Origin of the sequence: Vibrio sp. B1REV9 (genome assembly GCF_905175395.2) — a bacterium.
GTDB classification, from domain to species: domain Bacteria; phylum Pseudomonadota; class Gammaproteobacteria; order Enterobacterales; family Vibrionaceae; genus Vibrio; species Vibrio alfacsensis.
Genome location: NZ_HG992746.1, coordinates 1,015,064 through 1,037,362, shown reverse-complemented (window position 1 = coordinate 1,037,362; position 22,299 = coordinate 1,015,064). Strand labels below are relative to the sequence as shown.

At 43.3% G+C, this 22,299-nt stretch carries 18 protein-coding genes, 1 tRNA gene and 1 pseudogene; 11 read left to right on the top strand and 9 right to left on the bottom strand.

All coding sequences use genetic code 11. The features are described 5' to 3' along the window. Window positions 1–42: 42 nt before the first annotated feature. Complete coding sequence (locus KHN78_RS18715) at window positions 43–654, bottom strand: DUF2913 family protein (RefSeq protein WP_211918038.1); 612 nt, start codon at window positions 652–654, stop codon at window positions 43–45. A gap of 29 nt (window positions 655–683) precedes the next feature. Further along, window positions 684–767: transfer RNA gene (locus KHN78_RS18710), tRNA-Leu, on the bottom strand. A 585-nt stretch (window positions 768–1,352) separates the two neighbouring features. Between KHN78_RS18710 and KHN78_RS18705 the strand changes: the two genes are divergently transcribed. Next, complete coding sequence (locus KHN78_RS18705; protein WP_128812532.1) at window positions 1,353–2,561, top strand: NupC/NupG family nucleoside CNT transporter; 1,209 nt, start codon at window positions 1,353–1,355, stop codon at window positions 2,559–2,561. Window positions 2,562–2,639: 78 nt separating this feature from the next. Here the strand turns inward: KHN78_RS18705 and KHN78_RS18700 are convergent, their stop codons facing one another. Then, window positions 2,640–3,257 carry an alpha-ketoglutarate-dependent dioxygenase AlkB family protein gene (locus KHN78_RS18700; RefSeq protein WP_211918036.1) on the bottom strand — a complete coding sequence of 206 codons (618 nt, stop codon included), beginning with the start codon at window positions 3,255–3,257 and terminating at the stop codon, window positions 2,640–2,642. Between the two features lie 105 nt (window positions 3,258–3,362). Here KHN78_RS18700 and KHN78_RS18695 point away from each other — a divergent pair, with 105 nt between their 5' ends. Continuing rightward, window positions 3,363–4,718 (top strand): diguanylate cyclase, encoded by a 1,356-nt coding sequence (locus KHN78_RS18695; RefSeq protein ID WP_211918034.1) that lies wholly within the window; start codon window positions 3,363–3,365, stop codon window positions 4,716–4,718. 366 nt (window positions 4,719–5,084) lie between these two features. Here KHN78_RS18695 and KHN78_RS18690 read toward each other — a convergent pair whose 3' ends face one another. After that, the gene (locus KHN78_RS18690; protein ID WP_211918032.1) at window positions 5,085–6,641 is read right to left on the bottom strand and encodes a DUF3612 domain-containing protein; all 1,557 of its coding nucleotides are present in this window, start codon (window positions 6,639–6,641) and stop codon (window positions 5,085–5,087) included. 269 nt (window positions 6,642–6,910) lie between these two features. Between KHN78_RS18690 and KHN78_RS18685 the strand changes: the two genes are divergently transcribed. Continuing rightward, window positions 6,911–7,489, top strand: coding sequence for a hypothetical protein (locus tag KHN78_RS18685; protein ID WP_211918030.1), 579 nt, complete (start codon window positions 6,911–6,913; stop codon window positions 7,487–7,489). Window positions 7,490–7,646: 157 nt separating this feature from the next. Here KHN78_RS18685 and KHN78_RS18680 read toward each other — a convergent pair whose 3' ends face one another. Beyond that, complete coding sequence (locus KHN78_RS18680) at window positions 7,647–8,660, bottom strand: GGDEF domain-containing protein (RefSeq protein ID WP_211918027.1); 1,014 nt, start codon at window positions 8,658–8,660, stop codon at window positions 7,647–7,649. A gap of 274 nt (window positions 8,661–8,934) precedes the next feature. On the opposite strand from KHN78_RS18680, the pseudogene KHN78_RS18675 reads away from it, so the two are divergent. From KHN78_RS18675 to KHN78_RS18665, 3 genes and pseudogenes are all read left to right on the top strand, one after another. After that, window positions 8,935–10,288 (top strand): annotated as a pseudogene (locus tag KHN78_RS18675) (DASH family cryptochrome). Continuing rightward, complete coding sequence (locus KHN78_RS18670) at window positions 10,288–11,832, top strand: cryptochrome/photolyase family protein (protein WP_211918023.1); 1,545 nt, start codon at window positions 10,288–10,290, stop codon at window positions 11,830–11,832. Before KHN78_RS18675 ends, KHN78_RS18670 begins: the two are co-directional and overlap by 1 nt. Continuing rightward, a complete protein-coding gene (locus KHN78_RS18665; protein WP_211918939.1) occupies window positions 11,832–12,539 on the top strand; it encodes an SDR family oxidoreductase in 708 nt (235 codons plus the stop codon). Before KHN78_RS18670 ends, KHN78_RS18665 begins: the two co-directional genes overlap by 1 nt. Window positions 12,540–12,622: 83 nt before the next feature. On the opposite strand, the gene KHN78_RS18660 is transcribed toward KHN78_RS18665, so the two are convergent. Together KHN78_RS18660 and msrB are read right to left on the bottom strand one after the other, a co-directional pair. Then, on the bottom strand, window positions 12,623–12,766 hold the full coding sequence (locus KHN78_RS18660; protein WP_211918937.1) for a DUF2256 domain-containing protein: 144 nt from the start codon (window positions 12,764–12,766) through the stop codon (window positions 12,623–12,625). Between the two features lie 102 nt (window positions 12,767–12,868). After that, window positions 12,869–14,011, bottom strand: a complete 1,143-nt coding sequence (msrB, locus tag KHN78_RS18655; protein WP_211918021.1) for a peptide-methionine (R)-S-oxide reductase MsrB — start codon at window positions 14,009–14,011, stop codon at window positions 12,869–12,871. Window positions 14,012–14,196: 185 nt separating this feature from the next. Here msrB and KHN78_RS18650 point away from each other — a divergent pair, with 185 nt between their 5' ends. From KHN78_RS18650 to KHN78_RS18635, 4 genes are all read left to right on the top strand, one after another. Next, complete coding sequence (locus KHN78_RS18650; protein WP_211918019.1) at window positions 14,197–14,595, top strand: OsmC family protein; 399 nt, start codon at window positions 14,197–14,199, stop codon at window positions 14,593–14,595. 153 nt (window positions 14,596–14,748) lie between these two features. Then, a complete protein-coding gene (locus KHN78_RS18645; protein WP_211918017.1) occupies window positions 14,749–16,698 on the top strand; it encodes an LTA synthase family protein in 1,950 nt (649 codons plus the stop codon). Window positions 16,699–16,826: 128 nt separating this feature from the next. Continuing rightward, window positions 16,827–17,381: a sugar O-acetyltransferase gene (locus KHN78_RS18640; RefSeq protein WP_211918015.1), complete on the top strand. Its 555-nt coding sequence runs from the start codon at window positions 16,827–16,829 to the stop codon at window positions 17,379–17,381. A gap of 129 nt (window positions 17,382–17,510) precedes the next feature. Next, window positions 17,511–17,675, top strand: a complete 165-nt coding sequence (locus KHN78_RS18635) for a hypothetical protein (protein ID WP_211918013.1) — start codon at window positions 17,511–17,513, stop codon at window positions 17,673–17,675. 88 nt (window positions 17,676–17,763) lie between these two features. Here KHN78_RS18635 and KHN78_RS18630 read toward each other — a convergent pair whose 3' ends face one another. Then, window positions 17,764–19,167 carry an endonuclease/exonuclease/phosphatase family protein gene (locus KHN78_RS18630; RefSeq protein WP_211918011.1) on the bottom strand — a complete coding sequence of 468 codons (1,404 nt, stop codon included), beginning with the start codon at window positions 19,165–19,167 and terminating at the stop codon, window positions 17,764–17,766. 260 nt (window positions 19,168–19,427) lie between these two features. On the opposite strand from KHN78_RS18630, the gene yjjG reads away from it, so the two are divergent. Then, window positions 19,428–20,102: a pyrimidine 5'-nucleotidase gene (gene yjjG, locus KHN78_RS18625; protein ID WP_211918009.1), complete on the top strand. Its 675-nt coding sequence runs from the start codon at window positions 19,428–19,430 to the stop codon at window positions 20,100–20,102. Window positions 20,103–20,278: 176 nt separating this feature from the next. Here the strand turns inward: yjjG and KHN78_RS18620 are convergent, their stop codons facing one another. Continuing rightward, window positions 20,279–22,261 (bottom strand): hypothetical protein, encoded by a 1,983-nt coding sequence (locus KHN78_RS18620; protein WP_211918006.1) that lies wholly within the window; start codon window positions 22,259–22,261, stop codon window positions 20,279–20,281. Window positions 22,262–22,299 lie beyond the last annotated feature (38 nt).

The following is a 22,299-nucleotide window of genomic DNA, read 5'->3' as shown; positions in this document are numbered from 1 at the left end:
AAGGCCGCGAACATTGCGGCCTTTTTGAATCAGACAAATAATCTAAGCCAAATCCAGCGTGATCCGCACGAATTGGTCATCTTGATACTGCACGTCATAATGGAATGTGTTGCTCGCGTAAATACTACCGAGGAACAAAGAACGTTGACTGAGTGGACCACGGAATAACATCGAAATCGGAGCGATGAGGGCATTATTATCATCGAAGTGTTGATTTAGATTCTCAGATAGCACGCACAGTAGGCAGCCATGTTGATCGTGTGACAGATCAACTTTTTCCGGACGAGAGAGTAAGACCGTCGTACCTAGCTTCTTCTCAATTTCGTTAATAAGCAGCAGGTAACTGTCGAGGTGAGGTTGAGGGTTGCTCGGCTTATCGGCACCTACACAGCGTTCAAGAAGTTTTTCTAGATTGCCGTTTTCCCCTTTTGCCTGTTGAGTCAGAGACTTTAATGGCTTTTTAATCAGTTTATAGCGATTACTTTTCAGCTTAGGTTTAAGCCATTTTTGCAGTAAATCGTTACGTTCTTTAGTCGGGAGATTACGCGGTGATGCGTGAATTTTGAAGTGCAGGTGTAATAGGGCGTGCACCGCAAGCTCGCTAAGCAATTGGTTAGCATCTGCGGATAGTTTAGCCTGCTTAGAACTTTGCATTACACTCTAGATTTCTTTAAGAAAGATAATGGTGCCGAGAGAGGGACTCGAACCCTCACACCTAAGGCACTAGCACCTCATGCTAGCGTGTCTACCAATTTCACCATCTCGGCATCATGATGCTCTGAATACTCAGAGGCTTCCTAAGAAGCGTGTTGGATTGTATATCCAAAATCCATGCCTTGGCGAGAGCAAAATGACAAAATTCTCTGTTTTAAAGGTTGATTGCACATTTATTGCTCAACTTGATGCTATTCATAGCGATGCCCCCCTCATAAACGCCCTTAGTAACCTCAATAATTATATGCGAATTGGTGAAAAACGATGTATTGATTGTTTTTTGAACGCTTGAACGTTTGCGTTAAAAAATGTGATGAAACTCTCGCTTTCTTGACTATACTTGCGTCCCGTTTAAGCGGGAGATAGGGTTCAGTTGTTCAGGGCCCTTACCCATACAAGCCGTCACATGGAGTGAGCTGAGTTTATAACTTGCTTTTATAAACTTGCTTACAGTGAATGACCCCACGGACCGGACCAGCTAAGTTCAATTGCTTGTATAAGGTAAAAATATAATGTCGAACTATCGATTCTGTCACCAATTTGGATCTCTGAGTGTTTCATCACTCAATACGTTGTTCCTTTCCTTTGCCAATCCCACTGGCGTTTCTTTTCTTTTCAACGTTCAGTAGGTCCAATTCATGAGTGTTCTATTTAGTTTATTTGGTATTGTTGCTCTGTTGGGCTGTGCGTTTTTGCTTTCCGAGAGTCGTTCTTCAATCAATTGGAAAACGGTTTCTCGAGCGTTATTGTTACAGATGGGCTTTGCTGCACTGGTTCTTTATTTCCCTTGGGGGCAAGCGGCATTGGCCAGTTTAAGTAGCGGTGTTGCGGGACTATTGAGTTTCGCCGATGAGGGGATAAAGTTTCTCTTTGGTGATCTTGCTTCTACTGGTTTTATCTTCGCTGTTCGTGTTCTTCCTATCATCATCTTCTTCAGTGCGCTTATCTCTGCCCTTTATTACTTGGGTATAATGCAAAAAGTCATTCAATTGATTGGTGGCGCTATCCAAAAGTTCTTGGGTACCAGCAAAGCAGAATCTCTTGTCGCAACGGGCAATATCTTCTTATCTCAAGGTGAGTCTCCACTGCTTATTCGCCCATTTTTGAAAAACATGACACGCTCAGAACTGTTCGCTGTCATGGCAGGTGGTATGGCATCCGTCGCGGGCAGTGTACTCGGTGGCTATGCTGGACTTGGGGTTGAGCTTAAATACCTGATTGCTGCAAGCTTCATGGCTGCACCTGGTAGTTTATTGATGGCTAAAATCATCATTCCTGAGCGTCAAACGCCAAGTGATTACAACGATATTGAGTTGGATAAGTCTGAAGAGAGCAACGTGATTGATGCTCTGGCAAGTGGTGCCATGGGCGGTATGAAAGTTGCCGTCGCAGTCGGTACCATGCTGATTGCTTTTGTGAGTGTGATTGCGATGGTGAATACAGGCCTAGAAAATCTAGGTGAGATGTTCGGCTTTGCAGGAATTACGCTGCAAGCTATTTTTGGTTACTTATTTGCACCTCTAGCGTGGCTTATTGGTGTACCAAGCCATGAAGTACTTGCCGCCGGCTCTTACATTGGTCAGAAGATTGTCATGAACGAATTCGTTGCGTTTATCGACTTTGTTCAACACAAAGCGGCGTTAACAGAGCACACACAAGTAATTATTACTTTTGCACTGTGTGGCTTTGCAAACATTGGTTCGATTGCGATTCAGCTTGGCTCTATCGGTGTGATGGCGCCTGAACGTCGTAAAGATGTGGCAAATATGGGCCTTAAAGCGGTAGCAGCAGGCACACTAGCAAACTTAATGAGTGCATGTTTGGCGGGTATTTTTATCTCCCTGTAGGATTTGATATTCATCATGACATGTAAGCCCGCCTAATTGGCGGGTTTTTTTATAAGGAAAATTTGTCGATGTTTGCTTTTAAGAGGGCGCTGATAAGTCTTTAATGTATCGAAACGTCAGGTTGATTCTTTCATTTTTGATTTTGGTTGTTTTGGGAACGGAATGCTTCCAATGATGCTGCAATTCTCCAGCCATAATGAGCAGTGACCCGTGTGATAGTTCAAACTCGATCTTAGTTTTACAATGTAAATTTTCTAATAAAAAACGACGAGTTTCGCCTAAATTGAGCGAGGCGATGATTGGGTTTTTACCAAGCTCCGGTTCGTTATCTTGATGCCACCCCATAGAATCTCGACCATCACGATACAAATTTGCCAAAACCGAATTAAATGGTGATTTGGCCACGTGTTCACATCGTTCTTTGAGAGATTTTAGCTCTGGAGTCCAAGGGTTTGGGGGCATCGTTAGTCCAGAATACGTGTATGCGGCATCACCGTGCCATGCTTGGAGACGGGGTTGAAGTACGGAGCGACCAAACATCATAATTCGCTCCTGTCGCCATGGTAGAGTGGATTTTAGGCGAGAAAAATAATCGTCCGCTTCTGTTGGAGTTAAAAAATTTGGTTGGAAGTAGAGCTTTCCATGAACTACATTTTCCCAATATGAATGTTCAAATAATTCGCCTTGGTTGTTCATATAGTCGCCTTATAAAAATATGAATGATAAGAATAATAAATAGAACTCCCGACGTCATTGGTTAGTTGTTGAACTAACACAAGAGTGTGAACCGATGGGAGACTTATGTCTTATACGCCTAAAAAGCAGCAATACTTTGTGCTGTTCTTTTTTATTTTTCTTGTTGCCTGTGTGGCCATTACGGAACTTTTACATCAAAATTTAAACTTGCTTCGCCAACAACATGCTCAGGTTCAAGCAAAAAATCAGCTCGCGATTCTGGCCTCTAACCTAGAAGCGTCGGTCATGGCTGATATTTATAAAGTCAGCACCTTGGCCACTATCATTCCTTTATTGTCAGCCCGCGACCAAAGTAAGTTGGATATGGTCGTCAATCAAACTTTAGAAAAAGGCCGACACATTACAAGTATCGGGATCGCTCCAAACGATGTCATCACACACGTATATCCATTGCAGGGGAATGAACGAGCTATCGGTTTAAATTATCGCTCATCACCTCAACAATGGGCTCAGGTACAAAAAGCAAAAGAGATTGAAGGCATTTTCATTGCAGGTCCAGTGACGCTGACACAGGGTGGATTTGGATTGATCGTTCGCGTGCCAATATTTACTGATTCCCCCAAAAACGCGCATTATTGGGGAATGGTCAGTGCAACCATTGATTTTTATGCATTACTTGAAGATACCGGTATTCGTGAGTTCTCTCAGGCCTATCATGTGGTGTTACGGGGATATGATAGTAGTGGCCTGCTTGGAGAAGTGTTTTTTGGTCAACTGCAACCGAATGAAACCGTCAGAATCAAAGAGCGCGTTAACTTTCCGTATGGTGGGTGGAGTATGGAAGTTCATAGCAGCAGTGAATTTGAGCGAGGGGTTCCTTGGTATATTGTGAATGTCAGTCGCTTAGTTGGTTATTCAATTTTGCTTGTGATAAGCATCGCGATGTTGGTTATCTACCGATTGTATCGAATTGCGAATGATCGTGCGCTTCATGATGAACTCACTCATTTACCTAATCGCCGCTATTTTATGCAAACGCTTAATCAACAGTTTGAAATCGCTAAGCGTTACAAAAAGCGTTATAGCTTTGCGTTGATAAATGTTGATCTTAATAAGTTCAAAGCAGTAAATGACAATTTTGGACACAGTGCGGGAGATGGCGTTTTGATCGCATGTGCTCAACGAATAAAAAAGAGTCTTCGACGCTCAGATACGGTCGCGAGAGTAGGAGGCGATGAATTTTTGATCCTTATTCATAACCCGGTGACAGAGTCGAATGTAAAGTTATTAATGGACAAGTTAAAGGTGGAAGTATTCTCAGACCCTGTGATTTATGGAACTGAGCATATTCGTTTTAATGCCAGTCTCGGTTATGCGATGTTTCATCCGAGTATTGCATCTCCGGAAGCGATGTTAAAAGTGGCTGATGATTGGATGTATGCAGATAAGCGGCGCTCGTGATAACAGGGGGCGATAGACAAGGCCTGTCTACAAAATCCATTCATGTGCTATGCATTGGCTTTTGGTTAGCGGTTGTTGAGAAAACAATAAGTAGCATTGCACCAAATGGCATATTTAAAAGAATTTGCATTTTGCAATTTCAAAATGCGAATGTGGTGTTTATTAAAGCAGCAATATGCATAAAAAATCGATTGTTTTTGGTGTTTTAAAGTTGGCACGCATTGTGCTTTATTAGTAGTGACCCTTCTTAAGCCGAGGGTCACCTAGCCAACTGACGTTGTTAGTGAACGTATTTTGTTCACACATATATACCGCCAATCACCTTTATTGTGGTTGGCGTTTTTTCTTTTTGGCCCCTGAGGTCGATTAGAGATTGATCGTCTGCAGTTCATCGTTCGCTTCTCCTGAATCCCCACACTTGCTATAACAACTTGGTTGCCTTGGGCATACCGCTCCTCTAGAACAAATTAATCTGGCTTGGGTCTGAATACCTCGTTCAATCCAGTTGATGTTTAGGATCTTAGCGACGGTTGTTAGGTCTTTTTTGATGCTTTGCGGAATCATTGCACTGCCCCCCGATTCAACACACAACGATTTGAGCTCTTGCGCAATAGCGATAGCATCACCACCTTGAGCTGAAATAGCAGGGTTAAGATCGATGCCCGCACACAGCACGCGATTGTTGCCTGCAGGGTCGAATACGTTGACCGACTCACAGCAGTAAATACGAGGTTCATCACCGACATTTAGAATCGATATTTGTGCTGAACTCGTATCAAGTGGTTCTGATAATCGACGGAAAACGGCCCAATGCTGACAAGGATCGTTAACCGTTCGCATGTTGCCCCAAGGGAGTGGAATGCCATTTCCTCGATAAACGGCTTTCAGTTTCCCGGGACCGTAAGCATCAAAGTAATGCCAATGAGGGTAGGGAGAGACAACGGTCATCCGACGCATCGCGACAGAGGGTGAGACTCCAGCTTTCTTATGAACAGAGATTTCGTACCCGGATCTATCCAGTAATTGTCTAAATGGCACTTTCGGGCACAACAAAGCTCCGGCGAAAAAGCTCGACTCAAAATCTCGCCATGCTTGAAGAATGTCTTGAGAGTTTAGCCCTGAGCTTGATGTTGGGCCATCGGTTTGTTCCCAGTTATTTTGTTGACCAATAGACAGCACATTGTTCATACCATCATTGCTATGCAGCACACGATGGCCTATGTAGACCGCGAGATCGTATTTTAAACGCGTTGGATAGTCTCGCATGCGTTTATTGAGATAGATGGTTCCCGGCGCTTCCATAAAAGAGGTGATGAGCTGTTTCGCGCTCACCCCCAGTTCATCGATCACATCTTGTGGAGCACGGTCAACCCAACGAATACTTAGCCCCATGCTTTTGGCGATGTCGATCAAATCCTCGACGGACAGGTTTAAGCGTTTTAAGCCCACTTCTTCAGCGGCGCGCTCTAAATCTGGAAAATGGTTTTGATGATTTTCTTGGTGAGCACGGATAAGCAAATGTGCGAACTGACGGCCAGTAATGCCGGTTTGCGAGAGCATCTCTGGAATCGCGATTTGGAGAATGTCATTCGAAAACAGAAAGCTAGGTTCTAGTGCCATACCACTAATGCCACCACGATTCCCTTTGTTGGGCGTGATCGCTTCAAGCTCTGGTTCATCGTCCAAAAACCAAGTGGGATCTTTTTGAAAAACTTCGGCGATGACCTCTAACATATCGATGCTAGGGACCCGCTTTCCACGTTCGATCATTGATAAGTAGGAAACCGATGGAGCGTACTCCGGATTTATCCTTACACAACGCGCAGATAAATCCTCCATGGTTAAATGGTTGTTTTTTCTTAGATTGCGAATTTTCGTCCCTAAGAAATGAGATTGACGAATAAGACTTTTTGACACAGGCATTTTGTAAAATTCACATTGTAAAATTTTTGTTGTGAAATTGTAGTCAATTATTCGCTAGTCTACATAATAAGCAGGCAAGAAAATTAACCATCAACTTCACAGATTTGCCTGAAACTTAAACAGAGGTTTTAAGTTTTTACTCTAAGTAGTAGGAAGCTACGCCAAATAGACTGTTTAAGGGCACAAGTAGAGTGTTTAGGTGCAGTATTTAGTTTAAGTACAGTAGGTAGTTTGAGTGCAGTAGAGTATTTAAGTGCGAGGAAACGACGATGAATATGCTGAATTTCGATAAAAAAGACATCCAACAACAAGAACGCCCATTTATCGCTGAAGCTGTATTTGCCGTCGAGGCGGTAAGTGCAGAACAGCAGAGCGAGAAGCAAATTAAGGCAAAACAGCTTCTAGACCGCATGTTCCCACTAGAGAACGGGTCGCACCAAGATGTATCAAGTTACGTGATTGATTACCGACATGTAATGGTTTACTTCAAAGACGGGACGCATAGTGGCCTTAAATGCCCTAAACACTTTGTTGCCTACACTGGTGAAAAGGAAGACCCAAAGTCGATTCTTTTTAAAGATGCATCGGGTAGCCATGTGGAAGTGATGTTTGGTTGTCATAAAGGCACAGGTTGCGTAGAACTTATGGATATTGATGATATTCAACTAGAAACTCGTACGACATTTAGCCCAGAGTTAACGGGCTACGCACCAACGGCAATGCGCCATTGGATTAGCCTAATTAAAGGTGACAAAAAAGGGAAACCGATGGCTTGCAGTGAGGACAAAGAGTACACCGCTAAGAATGGTGAAGACTACTTCTTAAGCTATTGTTACAGCGTTGATTAGCTACAGTGTTTACTAGTGATAGTGTTGACTAGCTTTTCATGAATTTAGAAATAACAAACCCCAAGCAGACGCTTGGGGTTTGTTCTTAGTCAAGAATTTAAACAAAGTTGTCATCCGTTATAACAGCTTGGGATGAGCTGTTTTATTACGGGTGGTATCAGACAGGCATAACCCGATTTCGACCGAGTTGTTTTGCCTCATAGAGTTGCTTGTCTGCTTTGTTGATCAGCGTTTCTAACGTATCGCCGACCTCGTATTCAGCAACGCCAAAAGAGGCGGTCACACTTTGCACTTGGGTGCCCGAACGTTTGTCTGTAACGTGCAGTTTTTCAATCATACGACGTAATGTGTCCGCATATTGACGAGCGATCCGAAGAGACTTGTTTGGGACGATTAACGCAAACTCCTCGCCGCCGAAACGATAGGCACAAATGCCATCACGACAACTCTGCTGCAATCGGCGTGCTATCCCTTTGATGACAGTATCGCCAAATAAGTGACCATAGTTATCATTGAATGCTTTGAAATGATCAATATCGAGCATAACCAGTGACATGCTCTGATTACTTTCAATTAGGACGTTTAAATCACTGTCGAAAGCGCGGCGGTTATACAATTTAGACAGTCCATCAAACAAGGCGTCTTTTTGAACTTCGGCGAGTTGGCTTTTTAGGCGGGAGATTTCTTCACTCGCGTTGGTCAGTTGATGATTGAGAAATTTAGTTGAGTGGCGAATTTCTCGGGATTCAGCAATAAGTTGACGAATCACGCTCATCACTTCTTCAATGCTTAAACTATTGTCTTCCACTTTTTCCAATTTGGAAAAGCTCTTATCGACCATGTCAGAGAATGAGGATGTATCGCTGATCGTGTCGTTCATAGAGCTTGTCAGCTCACACAATAGTACTTCGACATTTGTTTTTAATTCTTCTAAATTCGTTTCTGCTTTGCTTGCAACGTAGTTGTTATAGAGCTGTTTGTGTACGGCTGGTGGGCAAGTCTCGTAGTTTTCGAGGACTCGATCTAGCTCCATATTCAGCTCAGGCATAGTTTTATCGACGTAGGTATACCAAAGCGCGTAGTTCGCTGGTGTTGCGGCTACGTGGTTTTTGATCATGAGTGGAACGGCTTTTCTGAGGTTAGCGGCTGATTTTTTAAACTCGTCGGTCATCTATGCGGTATAACGTGCAAATAAGAGTATCTTTAGGTTAACGGATATAACGAGACATCGCTTTAAAATTTTGCCATTTTGAGTCAATAAACTTGAAAAATGGGTAAATAATCAAACAAATACTTCAAAAGTCTTAGTTAACTATGTTGAATTTATAAATTTTAGGTAATCGTTTGTTTGCTCATTTGGCTTCCATAAAATCGTCAGTTTTGATCTCATTTATCGACTAAGCGTAAGAATGGTTTAGATGACAACGAGTGTCTAAGAGGCTAATTTGAGCAGAAGAGTCGGATTATATTGGTTTACCAACGATCTACGAGTGCATGACAATTTGCTTTTGAGTCATGCAACGCAAGAGGTAGATGAACTTCTATGTTTGTATTGTTATCCATACATCACCCCTTTTTTATCCCATTACGCTCAAGTCTCCCAACTTGGACAAGGTAGGCAGCGCTTTATCAAAGATGCGCTTTTGTGTCTCGATACCTCTCTTCATTCTCTTGGGCAACGACTCACCGTTGTCAACCTCAGCCCCTTACCAGCTTTGCAACATGCGATTGAGCAAATAGGAGTAACGCATTTATTTGTCAATGCGAATGCGGGGGTGGATGAGCAAAGAGCGGTAGAAATAATTAAGAGACAGAATCCACACCTTATTGTTACCAAAAGTGAAATTTGTACATTGTTTGCCGAGGACCAATTACCGTTCACTTTGCGAGAGTTGCCGAAAACAATTACTCAATTTCGAAAGAGAGCTGAATGTCTGACAGTCTGCTCTCCAGTTGATAAAGTCCAAGTGTTACCTAGGATGGTGACCTACGAGCCAGAGGCTTTGTTGTGCCTGTCCGCATCAAACAAACATCGTTCTTTTTTTGGTGGAGAGAGAGCAGGACTGGAACATTGTCGTCAATATTTTGCATCAACACTAGCCAGTGAATATAAACAAACGCGTAATGGTTTAGATGGCATGGATTACTCGACTAAGTTTTCTCCTTGGTTAGCTAATGGGTGCCTTTCTCCGAAAACCATTTATGCCATGTTGAAACATTATGAAGCCGCGAATGGCGCAAATGATTCAACCTATTGGATTTATTTCGAATTGCTTTGGCGTGAATACTTTTATTGGTATGCCCGTCGATACAAACGACAGCTCTTTCGATTCGGTGGTATCCAAAATAAAGCCCCACTCACTAGCTTTTATGCCCACCGTTTCCAGCAATGGAAGAAAGGAGAAACCCCTTTCCCTATTGTTAATGCTTGCATGCACCAGCTAAACGAAACGGGCTATATGTCGAACCGTGGCAGGCAATTGGTTGCAAGTTGTTTGGTGCACGAGCTTGGCCTTGATTGGCGCTATGGTGCGGCATATTTTGAAGCACAACTGATCGATTATGATGTAGCATCGAACTGGGGAAATTGGCAATACTTGGCTGGGGTCGGAGCCGATCCTCGAGGGACACGACAATTCAACCTCGAAAAACAGACGCAGATGTATGACCCATATATGGAATTTATTGACCGATGGAAAGGACGTTGCGCAGGCGCACATTTGGATAGTGTAGATATGGTTGACTGGCCAATCATGAATGAACACGACTGAAAAGTCGTCATCGCAGGAGAAGTCATAATGCAATTTGGAACCCTACGATTGGTCTTGGGTGATCAACTCAACAGTGAGCATTCTTGGTTTAAAGAACCAGACGACCGTGTTCTTTACCTGATTGCGGAGCTCAAACATGAGAGTACCTACGTAACGCACCATATCCAGAAAGTGTGTGCGTTTTTCTCTGCGATGGATCAGTTTGCAAAAGAGCGTCAGTGTGAAGGTCATCAGGTTTTGCATCTAACATTAGATGACACTCAGTCGTTCGATGACCTTGAGCAAGTTTTGCAACATTATGTGAGCGAAGTGGGTGCCAGTAAGTTTGAATATCAACGCCCCGATGAATATCGTCTGCTAGAGCAGTTAGCCAAGATAAAGCTTGATGGTGTGGTGATGCGCTGCGTCGACTCTGAGCACTTTTTGTTGCCGTTTGAGGAAATAGAATCGCAATTTCCCCAAGGCAAACACATCATGATGGAGCACTTTTATCGCCGCATGCGTAAGCGTTTCGACATCTTGATACAAGACGGCAAACCCGTCGGCGGGAAATGGAATTATGACGCTAACAACCGTAATAGGCTCAAGGCCCAAGACATTGAACAACTGCCACAGCCTCTGATGTTCAGCACCGATGTACGTGGTATCACTGAGCGGTTGGCACGACACAACATCAAAACCATCGGAAACCTTGGGGGGGATTTGTTGTGGCCGATCAATCGCGCACAGAGCCTGTCTTTACTCGCGCATTTCTGCCAAGTTTGTCTGCCGCTGTTCGGCCGTTTTCAAGATGCCATGACAGGGCAGCACGATGCTCAGTGGAGCTTATACCACAGCCGAATTTCATTCTCGCTTAACAGCAAGATGCTGCATCCGCAAGAGGTGATTGATGCTTCACTTAAGGCGTTTCACTCCAACGCGGACATCGACATTTCTCAAGTCGAAGGGTTTATTCGTCAAGTCTTAGGTTGGCGAGAGTACATCCGTGGCGTCTATTGGGCGAACATGCCTCATTACCCGAAAAAGAACGAGTTGGGCGCAGAAAGAAAGCTGCCAGACTTCTTTTGGAGTGGCGAAACCAAAATGGCCTGTATGCGCAATGCGATTGGTCAGTCTCTCGATTACGCCTACGCACACCACATCCAACGTTTGATGGTGACTGGTAATTTTTGCTTGTTAACCGAGATAGATCCTGATCAAGTAGATGAGTGGTATCTCGGTATCTATGTTGATGCTATTGAATGGGTAGAAATGCCGAACACTCGTGGCATGGCATTGTTTGCTGACGGCGGCATTGTTGGTACCAAACCTTACGCGGCGAGTGGTTCTTACATCAATAAAATGAGCGACTACTGCAAAGGCTGCCATTACGACAATAAAGCGCGCAGTGGAGAAGGCTCGTGTCCGTTCAACAGCTTGTATTGGCGTTTTATGAACAAGCACGACAGGCGTCTCGCAACCAATCCGCGTATAGGGATGATTTTCCGCTCTTGGGACAACATGGAAGAACAACAACGGCAAGCGATACTCGATACCGCAGAACATTACATAGAAAACGTGGAGAAGTTGTGATGGAAATACTCATCGTCGGTGGCAATGGTGGAATTGGTTTAGCGATGGTGCAAGAAGTCGCCGCTCGCTTCCCTCAAGCCCGAGTGCATGCTACCTATCGTAACCAGAGACCTGATTGGCAACACTCTCATGTGACTTGGTATCATGCAGATGTGTCTCGTGATGGGCAGGTGAAAGCGCTTAGCGAGCAAATTGAACATGTTGACTGGTTGGTGAACTGCGTTGGTATGTTGCACACTCAAGGTAAAGGCCCAGAGAAAAATCTGAGCTCGCTTGATGCCGACTTTTTTCAGCAAGCCATCATGGTTAATACTTTGCCAAGCTTGCTGTTGGCGAAATACTTTACGCCCAAGCTCAAGCGCAGTGCAGCACCTAAGTTTGCGACCATATCGGCCAAAGTTGGCAGCATCAGTGACAATCAGCTAGGTGGTTGGTACAGCTACCGCGCATCAAAAGCGGCGTTAAACATGTTCCTTAAAACCATGTCGATAGAATGGCATCGAATGGTTAAACATGGCACGGTGCTTTCACTTCATCCTGGTACGACGGATACTGCCTTATCGGCCCCATTTCAGGCGAATGTGCCTGAGGGTAAGTTGTTTACACCAGAACGTGTGGCAAAGGATTTATTGCGCTTGATAGCAAACGCAACCCCTCAAGATAGCGGGGCATTTTGGGCTTATGATGGCACGTTATTAGCTTGGTAAAAGCTCAAGTCCTTTAAACGTTATAATCAGAAAGAGACGATGGGCTATTGCCCTACATTTTCTTTGTTTTTACTTCTTTCTTTTTACTTCCTAGCTTTACTTCTTCGACAACGCTCAGAACAATAAATGACTTCCTCCCAATTTCGCGCCCACTTCTTTCGCCAAGAAAATGGGCGCTGACAAACTGGACAAACTTTTATGGGCAGATCGGATTTAAAACCTTTCATCACTCAGATTGCTCATTCCTCTTGGCTTCACCGTGCTTGATATTGTTTGAATATTCGTTGAGTGTCGCTATTTGTTAGGTGTGAATATTATGTCGCATGGTGCTATTTATCGAATAAGTACAGGTAATCACCATAACCGAGGCTCGCCATCTTGTTGACAGGGATAAACTCCATCGCGGCTGAGTTCATGCAGTAACGTAATCCGGTCGGCTTTGGACCGTCTTTGAATACGTGACCAATATGAGAATCGCCAAACTTACTGCGGATCTCGGTACGCGGGTAAAGCAGTTTGAAGTCGGTTTTCTCGACGATGTAAGCAGAGTTAATTGGTCGAGTAAAGCTTGGCCAGCCGGTGCCTGATTTGTACTTGTCAGTGGATGAGAACAGTGGCTCTCCAGACACAACATCAACGTATATTCCTGCTGCTTTGTTATCCCAATACTTGTTATCAAAAGGGCGCTCTGTTCCCTCTTCTTGGGTGACGTAGTACTGTAGCTCGGTCAGCTTTGCCTTAATCTCTTTGTCGGAGGGCTTAGCGTAAACCTTTACTTTGGCTTGTAATTCCTTTTCATCAATAAGTTGGCGCAGTGTTTTGGGATTCTCTTGGCGATCGTCACCAAACACTTCGTCTAGGTATTTATCGCGGCCAGATGCGTAGCGATAGTACTTGTATTTCAAGCTACTCTTCTTGTAGTAATCCTGATGGTACGACTCTGCAGGGTAGAACTTCTCAAACTCGATCAACTCTGTTTTTAGTGGTTTTGGGTAAATCATCGCCTTGTCGATTTCCATCATAAATTGCTTAGCAATCTGCTTTTGCTCTGCACTATGGTAGAAAATTGCAGGACGGTATTGAGGACCACGGTCGACGAATGAGCCTTTGTCGTCAGTCGGATCAATATGGCGGAAGAAATAGTCCAGTACTTGCTCGTAGCTCACCACAGAAGGATCGTATTTCACCTCAATGACTTCTATATGACCAGATTTTCCCGAAGAGACTTGGCGATAGGTCGGATTGGCCAAATCACCACCTGAATAGCCAGACACAACGTCCAATACCCCCGGTAATTGCTCTAAGTCCGATTCAGTACACCAGAAGCAACCGCCCGCTAATGTCGCAATATCGATTTTGTTCGATGCGTCCATCTTATCCATGGTATCAGCGGTGCCTGTTTTACTTAGCAATATAAATAGAACAGGGAGTGTGAAAGATAACCCCACCAACAACTTAGATACATTCTTCATAACTTCCTCAAACGTCATTGTTCCAATGATTGTTACGTAAGAAGAAAGAGCAAAGAGCGAAAAAATTACAATAATCGTTAATTTTCATTTTCTCTTTATCTTCAAGAGGGCTACATTAACGGCAAGATATATGCGCTCATCAATGTCTTTTACTCGATGAGTCACAAGTAATCATGAGGAATATCATGCAAGCAGAAGTAAAATGGGTTGAAGGGTTTAAGTTCCTTGGTCAATCTCAATCTGGTCACTCAGTGGTGATGGATGGCAACGGCGGTGCAACAGCACCAAGCCCAATGGAAATGGTATTAATGGCCGCTGGTGGTTGCAGTTCTGTAGACGTTGTCGATGGTTTGAAAACGGCGGGCCAGAAAGTTACTTCTGTTAACGCGAAGCTTACAACGGAACGTCGTGACACAGCACCGCGAATTTTCACACAAGTGAATATCCACTTTGAAGTATCAGGGGAAGATCTAGACTCCGAAATCGTGGCTAAAGTAGCGGCAGATTCACTAGAGAAATACTGCTCAGTGTGCTTGATGCTCGGTAAAGGTGTAGAGATGACTCATAGTTGGGAAATCGTATAACCCTCTTTGCAAAATCACAAAATAGGAAAGAGAAAAGCGCGAGTTTTTCTCTTTTTTTTTAATAAACAAAAAGAACCAATGATGTTTCTTCACGCTTGCTTCACTTGTGTTTTATTATAATTAGCATTAATTATTAAGCGCAAAGTAATAGACATGAAGAATTTTTCAACTAAATCACTATTGGGACCAATGCGACCAGTTGTGTTGTTCTCACTTTTTTCTCTAGTATTTTTATCCGCTTCTCGCTTTCTACTGATGGTTTGGCAGTGGGACCGAGTTGAGTCATGGAATGATTTTTTTTATATTCTTAGTCAAGGTGTTCGAATTGATATAGCTACCTTGTGTTGGCTCTATATTTTACCGGGTTTAGTTTCAGCTTTATTACCCCTGAGCGGTAAACTTGGGGAGTGTTGGAAATGGCTCCTTCGTGTATGGATGGTGGCGGGGTTATGGATTATTGTCTACATGGAGTTGGCAACTACCCCATTTATTCAAGAATATGATTTACGACCAAATCGATTATTTGTTGAGTATCTGATTTATCCCAAAGAGGTTTTAAGCATGCTTTGGACGGGCTATAAATTAGAACTGTTTATTGGCACACTTGGAACGTTATTGACTTTAGTTTTGGGATGGAAGTGGAGTAAAGCCCTAGTTGATTCTTCACAACAGATAAAATGGCAATGGCGCCCGTTGTTGGCCATTATCGTCGTTGTGATTGGTGTTGCTGGTGCACGTTCTTCATTTGGTCATCGCCCGCTTAATCCTGCAATGGTTGCATATTCTACAGATCCTTTAATGAATGATCTTGTTCTTAACTCTTCTTATTCTTTGTTCTTTGCAGTGAACAATATGAAATCAGAGAAAAATGCAGAGCAGTTTTACGGAAAAATGGATGACAACACCCTCTTAGATTTGGTTCGTTCGTCTTCAAAAAAATCAGAATTTGATTCTTCATCAATGCCTACAATGAACTTCAATGTCGCGACTTATAAAGGAAAGCCTAAGAACTTAGTTATTCTATTGCAAGAAAGTTTAGGGGCGCAATTTGTTGGTTCATTGGGTGGGTTACCATTGACTCCTAACCTTGATCAGCTAATGTCTGAGGGCTGGGCATTTACACAAATGTATGCAACAGGGACGCGTTCGGTTCGTGGTATTGAAGCTGTCACCACTGGGTTTCCTCCATCACCATCTCGAGCAGTGGTAAAGTTAAGTAAAAGTCAAACGGGTTTCTTTACAATTGCGGATCTGCTGAAGCAAAACGGATATTTCACGCAGTTTATTTATGGCGGTGAAGCGAACTTTGACAACATGAAGTCTTTTTTCTTCGGCAATGGTTTTGAGCAAATCGTAGAAGAAAAAGACTATATAAAACCTGAGTTTGTTGGGTCTTGGGGAGTTAGTGATGAAGATCTTTACAACAAAGCAAATGAAGAGTTTGAGCGCTTATCAAAACGTGAACAGCCATTTTTTAGCTTGGTATTTACGTCCAGTAATCATAGTCCTTATGAATATCCAAACGGAAAAATTGAGCAATTTGATGAAGAGCATATGACACGTAATAATGCTGTAAAATACTCAGATTATGCGTTAGGTCGTTTCTTTGAAAAAGCCAGAAAATCGTCATATTGGGATGAGACCATTTTTATTGTCATTGCCGATCACGATGCTCGAGTTTTTGGTGCTGAGCTTGTTCCTGTGAAGCATTTTCATATTCCGGCAGTGATTTTGGGTAAAGATGTTTTGCCGAGAGTCGATGATCGCATTGCCAATAATATTGATATGCCGCCGACATTACTTTCTCTAATTGGTATTGATGCAAAGACGCCAATGATTGGCCGAGACATGACGAAGCCGTTATCACGCCAAGATGAACGAGCGATGATGCAATATGACAAAAATTTTGGTTACTTAACTCGAGACAATTTGGTTGTCTTCTCCCCTGGAGAAAAAGTGTCTACGTTAAAATATGATTTTACTACTAAGGAAATGACACCAAAAGAAGTTGATGACCATGTTGTCCAAAGGGCAAAGGCGCATGCTTTATTTGCGTCCAAAGCTTATCAAAGCAATTGGTACTCCAGTAGCGTGAGTCATTAGGGGGCGGAGCATGCTTCGCTCCCATACTTGTTGACTTAATACAGGAAAGAGAAAAGCGCGAGCTTTTCTCTTTTTTTATCGCTATTTTGCATTACTCTATTGATGTCAAAAGTTGTAGGAATAATCCAGTGACCGAGTTAGAAAAAATGATGTCCGGCCAAATCTTTGATGGTGGAGACGAAGAGATTGATGCGATTCGTACGAATGCAACCAAAACGTTACTCAAGTTGAATAGCAGCACTGATGCCGAAGAGCGTATTACCTTACAAGTAGAGCTACTAGGCAAGGTGGGAAATAGCTATATTCAACCACCATTTCATTGTGAATTTGGTAAAACCATTGAGATCGGCGAGCAGACGTTTATCAACATGAACGTGGTGATGCTTGATGGAGCTAAAATCACCATTGGTAGCCACGTCCTTATCGGCCCTAGTGTTCAGTTTTATACCGCTTCGCACTCTCTGGATTACCGCAGTCGACTCAAGTGGGAAACGTTTTGTAAGCCGATCACAATTGAAGATAGTGTCTGGATTGGTGGCAACTCGGTGATCAACCAAGGGGTGACCATTGGTGCTCGCTCAGTAATTGCAGCTAACTCAGTGGTAAACAGTGATGTCCCACCAGACTGCCTTTACGGCGGCACGCCTGCCAAGTTGATTCGTCGTTTGGATGAAGAGGATTAACTAAATAAAGGTTTTCTTCTACTTGTTTTTGATTTACAGAGGCCGCTTTTAAAAGCGGTTTCAAAATTATGTAGAACATGCGTTTTAGAAATATAATGCTTTGTAAATTTCTAATGAGTGATGACAAAAATGAGAAAGTTCTACGTAGTTGAGGGTGATATCAACGCCAAGAAAGCAAAGTTAGCTTATCCAACATTGGCTTTGTGTGAGAAGTGTGTCAGTCACTATGTCGTCATTAGTGAAGGCGAGAGAACATATCAAGAATGTGCTAAATGTGGTGCAGATAAGTCTTAAAGTCCCCCTGAATGGTTAAATACAAAAGCCACGATTTTATTCTAGAAACTCGTGGCTTAGAGATAGTATTGTGCAATTAATATGGAAATCAGTTAACTTTTACTGTTGCCCATACAAAGCGGTGGTCAGAAGAAATTTCTTTATCGGTGCCGCGAACCCCAACTCGAGGGTCATTAAATAACAAACGACCCTCTTCGCCCTCTGCTTGCCAATATACACCTGTATCTACCACATCAAGATCAGCAGATGGCACCGCGTAATCCACTCGAGAGCCAAACGTTGCAGTGCGTGTCTCTGGGTAAGGGTGGCCTTTACTGTTGTTTTCTTGCGTAGCCCCTGTTGATTCTGGTGTTTTCGGTTGGCCGACATGAGCAACGTCTTGATTGACTAAAGAATCGTTCATTAGCTCAAATACACCGTCGAATCGAGCATCCTTAGCATTGCCAAATTCAGCATCTGCGTTTAAGTCGCCCATCACGACGAAACTTTCACCTGTAAAGCCGCCGAATTTACCCGCATCATCATAAATCGCATCGTTGTTTTTAATGTAGTGATGCCAGAATACATTTTCATCGCTATTACGATATTTGTTGTTGTCACTGACCGAATCGAAGCCTGATGGAGTCGGGTGTGACATCAAAGCATGAATGATTTTATGGCCATTTTCAGTTGGGATGAGTATAGGTGCATCAACATGGTTTTTAGAAGAGAGGCGAACTTCGGCCCATTCTTCACTGCTATACCATGTGTCACCACATGCCATATTTGAAGGCATCGGCTTTGAACCATCACAAACATTGATTTCTGGGTTGACGGCGTTTGGTAAATCTTTGCGCTTGAACGTTTGGAATGTACGTGTATTCGCAGTATCAATCTCATATTTTGACATGAGTGCAAAGGCATAATGACCATGGTAATAACCAAAACCAAAGGCATCGTCAGGATCTTTCGGATCGATGTCGCCCGTATTGTCTAAATCCATATTAGAATGCAAGCCAGTATTAGTCGCATAGTTTTGCACGAATGGGTATTGAATAGGTTCTAACAAATCACCACCATCCACACTGTTCATACTCTGTGCTATGGATAGGTAGTTCTTCTGAAAGCCGTTTAGCGCTTCGTAGTTTTGGCCTTCACCATCGTTGTTGAATTCTGTAAGTAGTAATACATCGGGACGATTTTTTTGGATGATTGCAGCGATATTACGAATCTGAATAACGCGCTCTGCTAGTTTTTCATTTGCTCCGTCAGTTATCCCTTGCTCAAGGTTATCTTTCCACTCTTGAATTAAAGCATTTTGCTCTGAGAGTGAAAGGTTCATGTAACCAATCCATTGCTCAAAGTTTTCCGTTGAATCATTGTCATGGGCAAATGAAACGTTGAATGATGCAAACTTTACGTTTTCCGGAATTAGAACGGTGTCGTCAGAGTTGGAACCACAGCCACTTAGTAGTGCAGAGGCAACAAGCATTGCTAAAAATTTCGTTTTCATAGATATCTCATACATTCCGCCCATCAATTAAGGGCGGCGCATTCTAGATTAACAATTCTATCAATGTAAACGTTTGCGGTAATCGTTTAACTCATTTTTGGACAGCAGTTAACGAACTAAGAATGTGATTGCTTTTGACTCTTCCAATTTTCTTATTTTTAGCGTGGGTGATGAAAAGAGTCATGAATAAGAGATTTTCATTGAGAATAAGACCATCTAAACTACTCGCCAGAAAAGACCTTGATATTGGAAAGAAGAAAATGAAATACGATTGGATCTTGTTTGATGCTGATGAAACCTTGTTTCACTTTGATGCCTTCAAAGGTTTACAGCTGATGTTTTCTCGCAAAGGTGTGGATTTCACGGAGCAAGACTTCGTGCATTACCAAACGGTCAACAAGCCACTTTGGGTCGATTATCAAGATGGTAAAGTGACGGCAGAAGAGTTGAAGCATAAGCGTTTCACCGAGTGGGCTGAAAAGCTGAGTACGACGACGGCAGAATTGAACAGTGCCTTCCTAGAGGCGATGGCAGACATCTGTACTTTACTCCCGGGAGCAAAAGAGTTGATGGAAGCGCTGTATGGTAAAGCGAAGATGGGGATCATCACTAATGGGTTTACCGAACTGCAAGCGATTCGACTAGAGCGTACAGGAATGGCGAACTATTTTGATCATGTGGTGATCTCTGAGCAGGTAGGGATTGCGAAACCGGATTTAGGTATCTTTGAATACGCGATGGGTCAAATGGGCTATCCGTGTAAAACTCGCGTACTGATGGTGGGGGACAACCTGCATTCCGATATTCTTGGTGGCAACAATTTTGGCATTGAAACGTGTTGGTTGAATACGACCGGAGCAAGTGTTGATGACCAGATAGCACCAAGCTATACGGTTGCTTCATTAGATGAGCTAAAAAGTATCCTTGCTGCGTAAGTTTCGTAGATTACGTAGGTGACCTTGGCTATTTAGCATGCAAAGATTGTAATAGCATCCCAAATAAGTCTGGGTGACTGATTGAAAACACCATCGAATGCACGATGGTGTTTTTGTATTGTTCATTAACGATCTACTTTATTCATTAACAACCAGTTTATCCATCACTAAGCACTTTACTCATCAACAATCACAGCTTCGAGGTTGCCCCACGGCTCAAGCGCGATATCTTGCCCACCGTTCCAAATAATAATCGGTAACGGCTTTGGTTTTACATATTCAGCGAAAGTGGAGTCTGAAATCAGGTCTGTCGATTTTACAGGGAACACCAGTAAGTCAGCAAACATAACCTGTTGATCGTATTTCAGGATATCTGCCACTTTCCCCCAATAAACAAAATCATTGGCTTCCATCCATTCTATCGTGGGATTGGTCTTGAGCATTTGAGAGGCTGGTGGATACTGTATATCAACATCTAGCACTATTCCCTCTGTGTTGTCTCTCAACATGACTTGAATCCCATCGTTCATGTTCTCTGTATAGGTGAACTGATCGGATGGTGGCTCGATTAATTGCGCTAAAGTGGCCGGGTTAGAAAAGTCCATACCGGGTAGGTAACGTTCCAGAGCGATAATTGGATCAAACCCTCCGATGCTAGTTTGTGCCTCTAAAACACTGAATCTAGGTTTAGGATCGGATTCTTCTGGGTTGATGACATAGGTTGACCATTCGGCTCGATAACCATTGAGGTTTTGCCCCACCGATCGATAAATATTCAACGATACGGCGTAAACGGCTTTACGTTGCTCTGGATAAAAACGCATTTTGGCGAGTTTAAACGAGGGAGGCAAAAAGGCTTTTTCAAATGCGCGGATACGATTAGCGGGGATTTCAAAGTTAATAAACACCGTCTTTGGTGCGGTCAGTAGTGAGAAGAACATCTTCGGTTTTTCTATGCCATAAAGAATCCCCAGACCTTGGTAAATATCTAGTAGCGCATAATATAAGGTCGGTAGGGTTTGGGCCGGAAGCACAGTCGGTTGAGATTGAGCAATGCCAAACAGCGTTGCAAACACATCTTGTGGACTTTGTCCCTCTAGTACACAACCGATGAGGTGGCTGAAAAGCTCTGAGCTATTGCTCGATTGAGTCGTTAGTGCACAGGCTCTAACACCACCAGCAAGCACCTGTACGGGGGAAGTGACGGGTTGAACTAAGAACTCGCTTGTTTCTGCCAGTACAAATGCTTCTGGTGACCCTATAACGAATTGCCCCCATGGAAAGTCATGATGGATGTCGGCAGACTTTGGCTTGGTTTCGATGAACTTTGCACTGACTGAACTGCCATCGTAATAGTAGCGAGAGAGGCTACCCATTGGCCCTAAGACTTTTTCACTAGCATCAAGATACCACTGTGAAAAGTGCATGCGTTTGTTGATTTTTGGAATGTCAGCTTTTTTTGTTTTGAGCGGAACCGTCCAATGCAGACTGCCTTCATTCGTGAGCAGTGTGCCGGACCATTGTTGCGGCAATGAGATGAGTTGTATTTGCGCTGGTGTTAGATTGGATAATTGCAACAAGTCAGTTCCAGTCGTCGCTTTATAGCTGGCAAATCGATATAGATATGTGGTGTCACTTCCAGGGAGTTGAACAAACGTTTTTAAGTCGACTTTATAACCTTGCTCTGCACGGGTAGTGAGCCCGATATCCGCGACAACATAGAACCTTTTCGGGAATAACATCTCTCTTAACCGTTGCCATCCCTTTTCTTCAAGAAACTCCTCAAAGCGCGTTGCATCCATTGGAGAGCGATGAATGACGATCGGGTTAACGCTCGTAATCTGGTAGGGTGGAAAGACACCAACATTGCTTGAAAATGCGTGTATTTTGGCTGGGTCGAGCTCCCATATTATCAGCCCGCGATCATCTATCTCATAAGGGAATATGGGCGGCTCCTGCCCTGAGATCGTTGCTTGTCGAAATGCCGCATCTAGCCTTGCACCACCAAAGACGTTATTTCTAATTTCCATCAGTATCTGCTTTTCGTCTAATGAGATACGAAGTGCGGGGTTAGTGTTGGCATATGTTGTTGAGCCTATCAAAGTGCAGAACATCAGGCTCATTGCCATTGTTAGTCGAACGATAGCTTGAGCAATCATGGGGCAATCTCCCTGCCTACATTGGATGTATCACCAAC

Coding starts and splice junctions, on each gene's coding strand:
- KHN78_RS18715 (WP_211918038.1), bottom strand. CDS start 654: ATGCAAAGTTCTAAGCAGGCTAAACTATCCGCAGATGCTAACCAATTG.
- KHN78_RS18705 (WP_128812532.1), top strand. CDS start 1,353: ATGAGTGTTCTATTTAGTTTATTTGGTATTGTTGCTCTGTTGGGCTGT.
- KHN78_RS18700 (WP_211918036.1), bottom strand. CDS start 3,257: ATGAACAACCAAGGCGAATTATTTGAACATTCATATTGGGAAAATGTA.
- KHN78_RS18695 (WP_211918034.1), top strand. CDS start 3,363: ATGTCTTATACGCCTAAAAAGCAGCAATACTTTGTGCTGTTCTTTTTT.
- KHN78_RS18690 (WP_211918032.1), bottom strand. CDS start 6,641: ATGCCTGTGTCAAAAAGTCTTATTCGTCAATCTCATTTCTTAGGGACG.
- KHN78_RS18685 (WP_211918030.1), top strand. CDS start 6,911: ATGAATATGCTGAATTTCGATAAAAAAGACATCCAACAACAAGAACGC.
- KHN78_RS18680 (WP_211918027.1), bottom strand. CDS start 8,660: ATGACCGACGAGTTTAAAAAATCAGCCGCTAACCTCAGAAAAGCCGTT.
- KHN78_RS18670 (WP_211918023.1), top strand. CDS start 10,288: ATGCAATTTGGAACCCTACGATTGGTCTTGGGTGATCAACTCAACAGT.
- KHN78_RS18665 (WP_211918939.1), top strand. CDS start 11,832: ATGGAAATACTCATCGTCGGTGGCAATGGTGGAATTGGTTTAGCGATG.
- KHN78_RS18660 (WP_211918937.1), bottom strand. CDS start 12,766: ATGAAAGGTTTTAAATCCGATCTGCCCATAAAAGTTTGTCCAGTTTGT.
- msrB (WP_211918021.1), bottom strand. CDS start 14,011: ATGAAGAATGTATCTAAGTTGTTGGTGGGGTTATCTTTCACACTCCCT.
- KHN78_RS18650 (WP_211918019.1), top strand. CDS start 14,197: ATGCAAGCAGAAGTAAAATGGGTTGAAGGGTTTAAGTTCCTTGGTCAA.
- KHN78_RS18645 (WP_211918017.1), top strand. CDS start 14,749: ATGAAGAATTTTTCAACTAAATCACTATTGGGACCAATGCGACCAGTT.
- KHN78_RS18635 (WP_211918013.1), top strand. CDS start 17,511: ATGAGAAAGTTCTACGTAGTTGAGGGTGATATCAACGCCAAGAAAGCA.
- KHN78_RS18630 (WP_211918011.1), bottom strand. CDS start 19,167: ATGAAAACGAAATTTTTAGCAATGCTTGTTGCCTCTGCACTACTAAGT.
- yjjG (WP_211918009.1), top strand. CDS start 19,428: ATGAAATACGATTGGATCTTGTTTGATGCTGATGAAACCTTGTTTCAC.
- KHN78_RS18620 (WP_211918006.1), bottom strand. CDS start 22,261: ATGATTGCTCAAGCTATCGTTCGACTAACAATGGCAATGAGCCTGATG.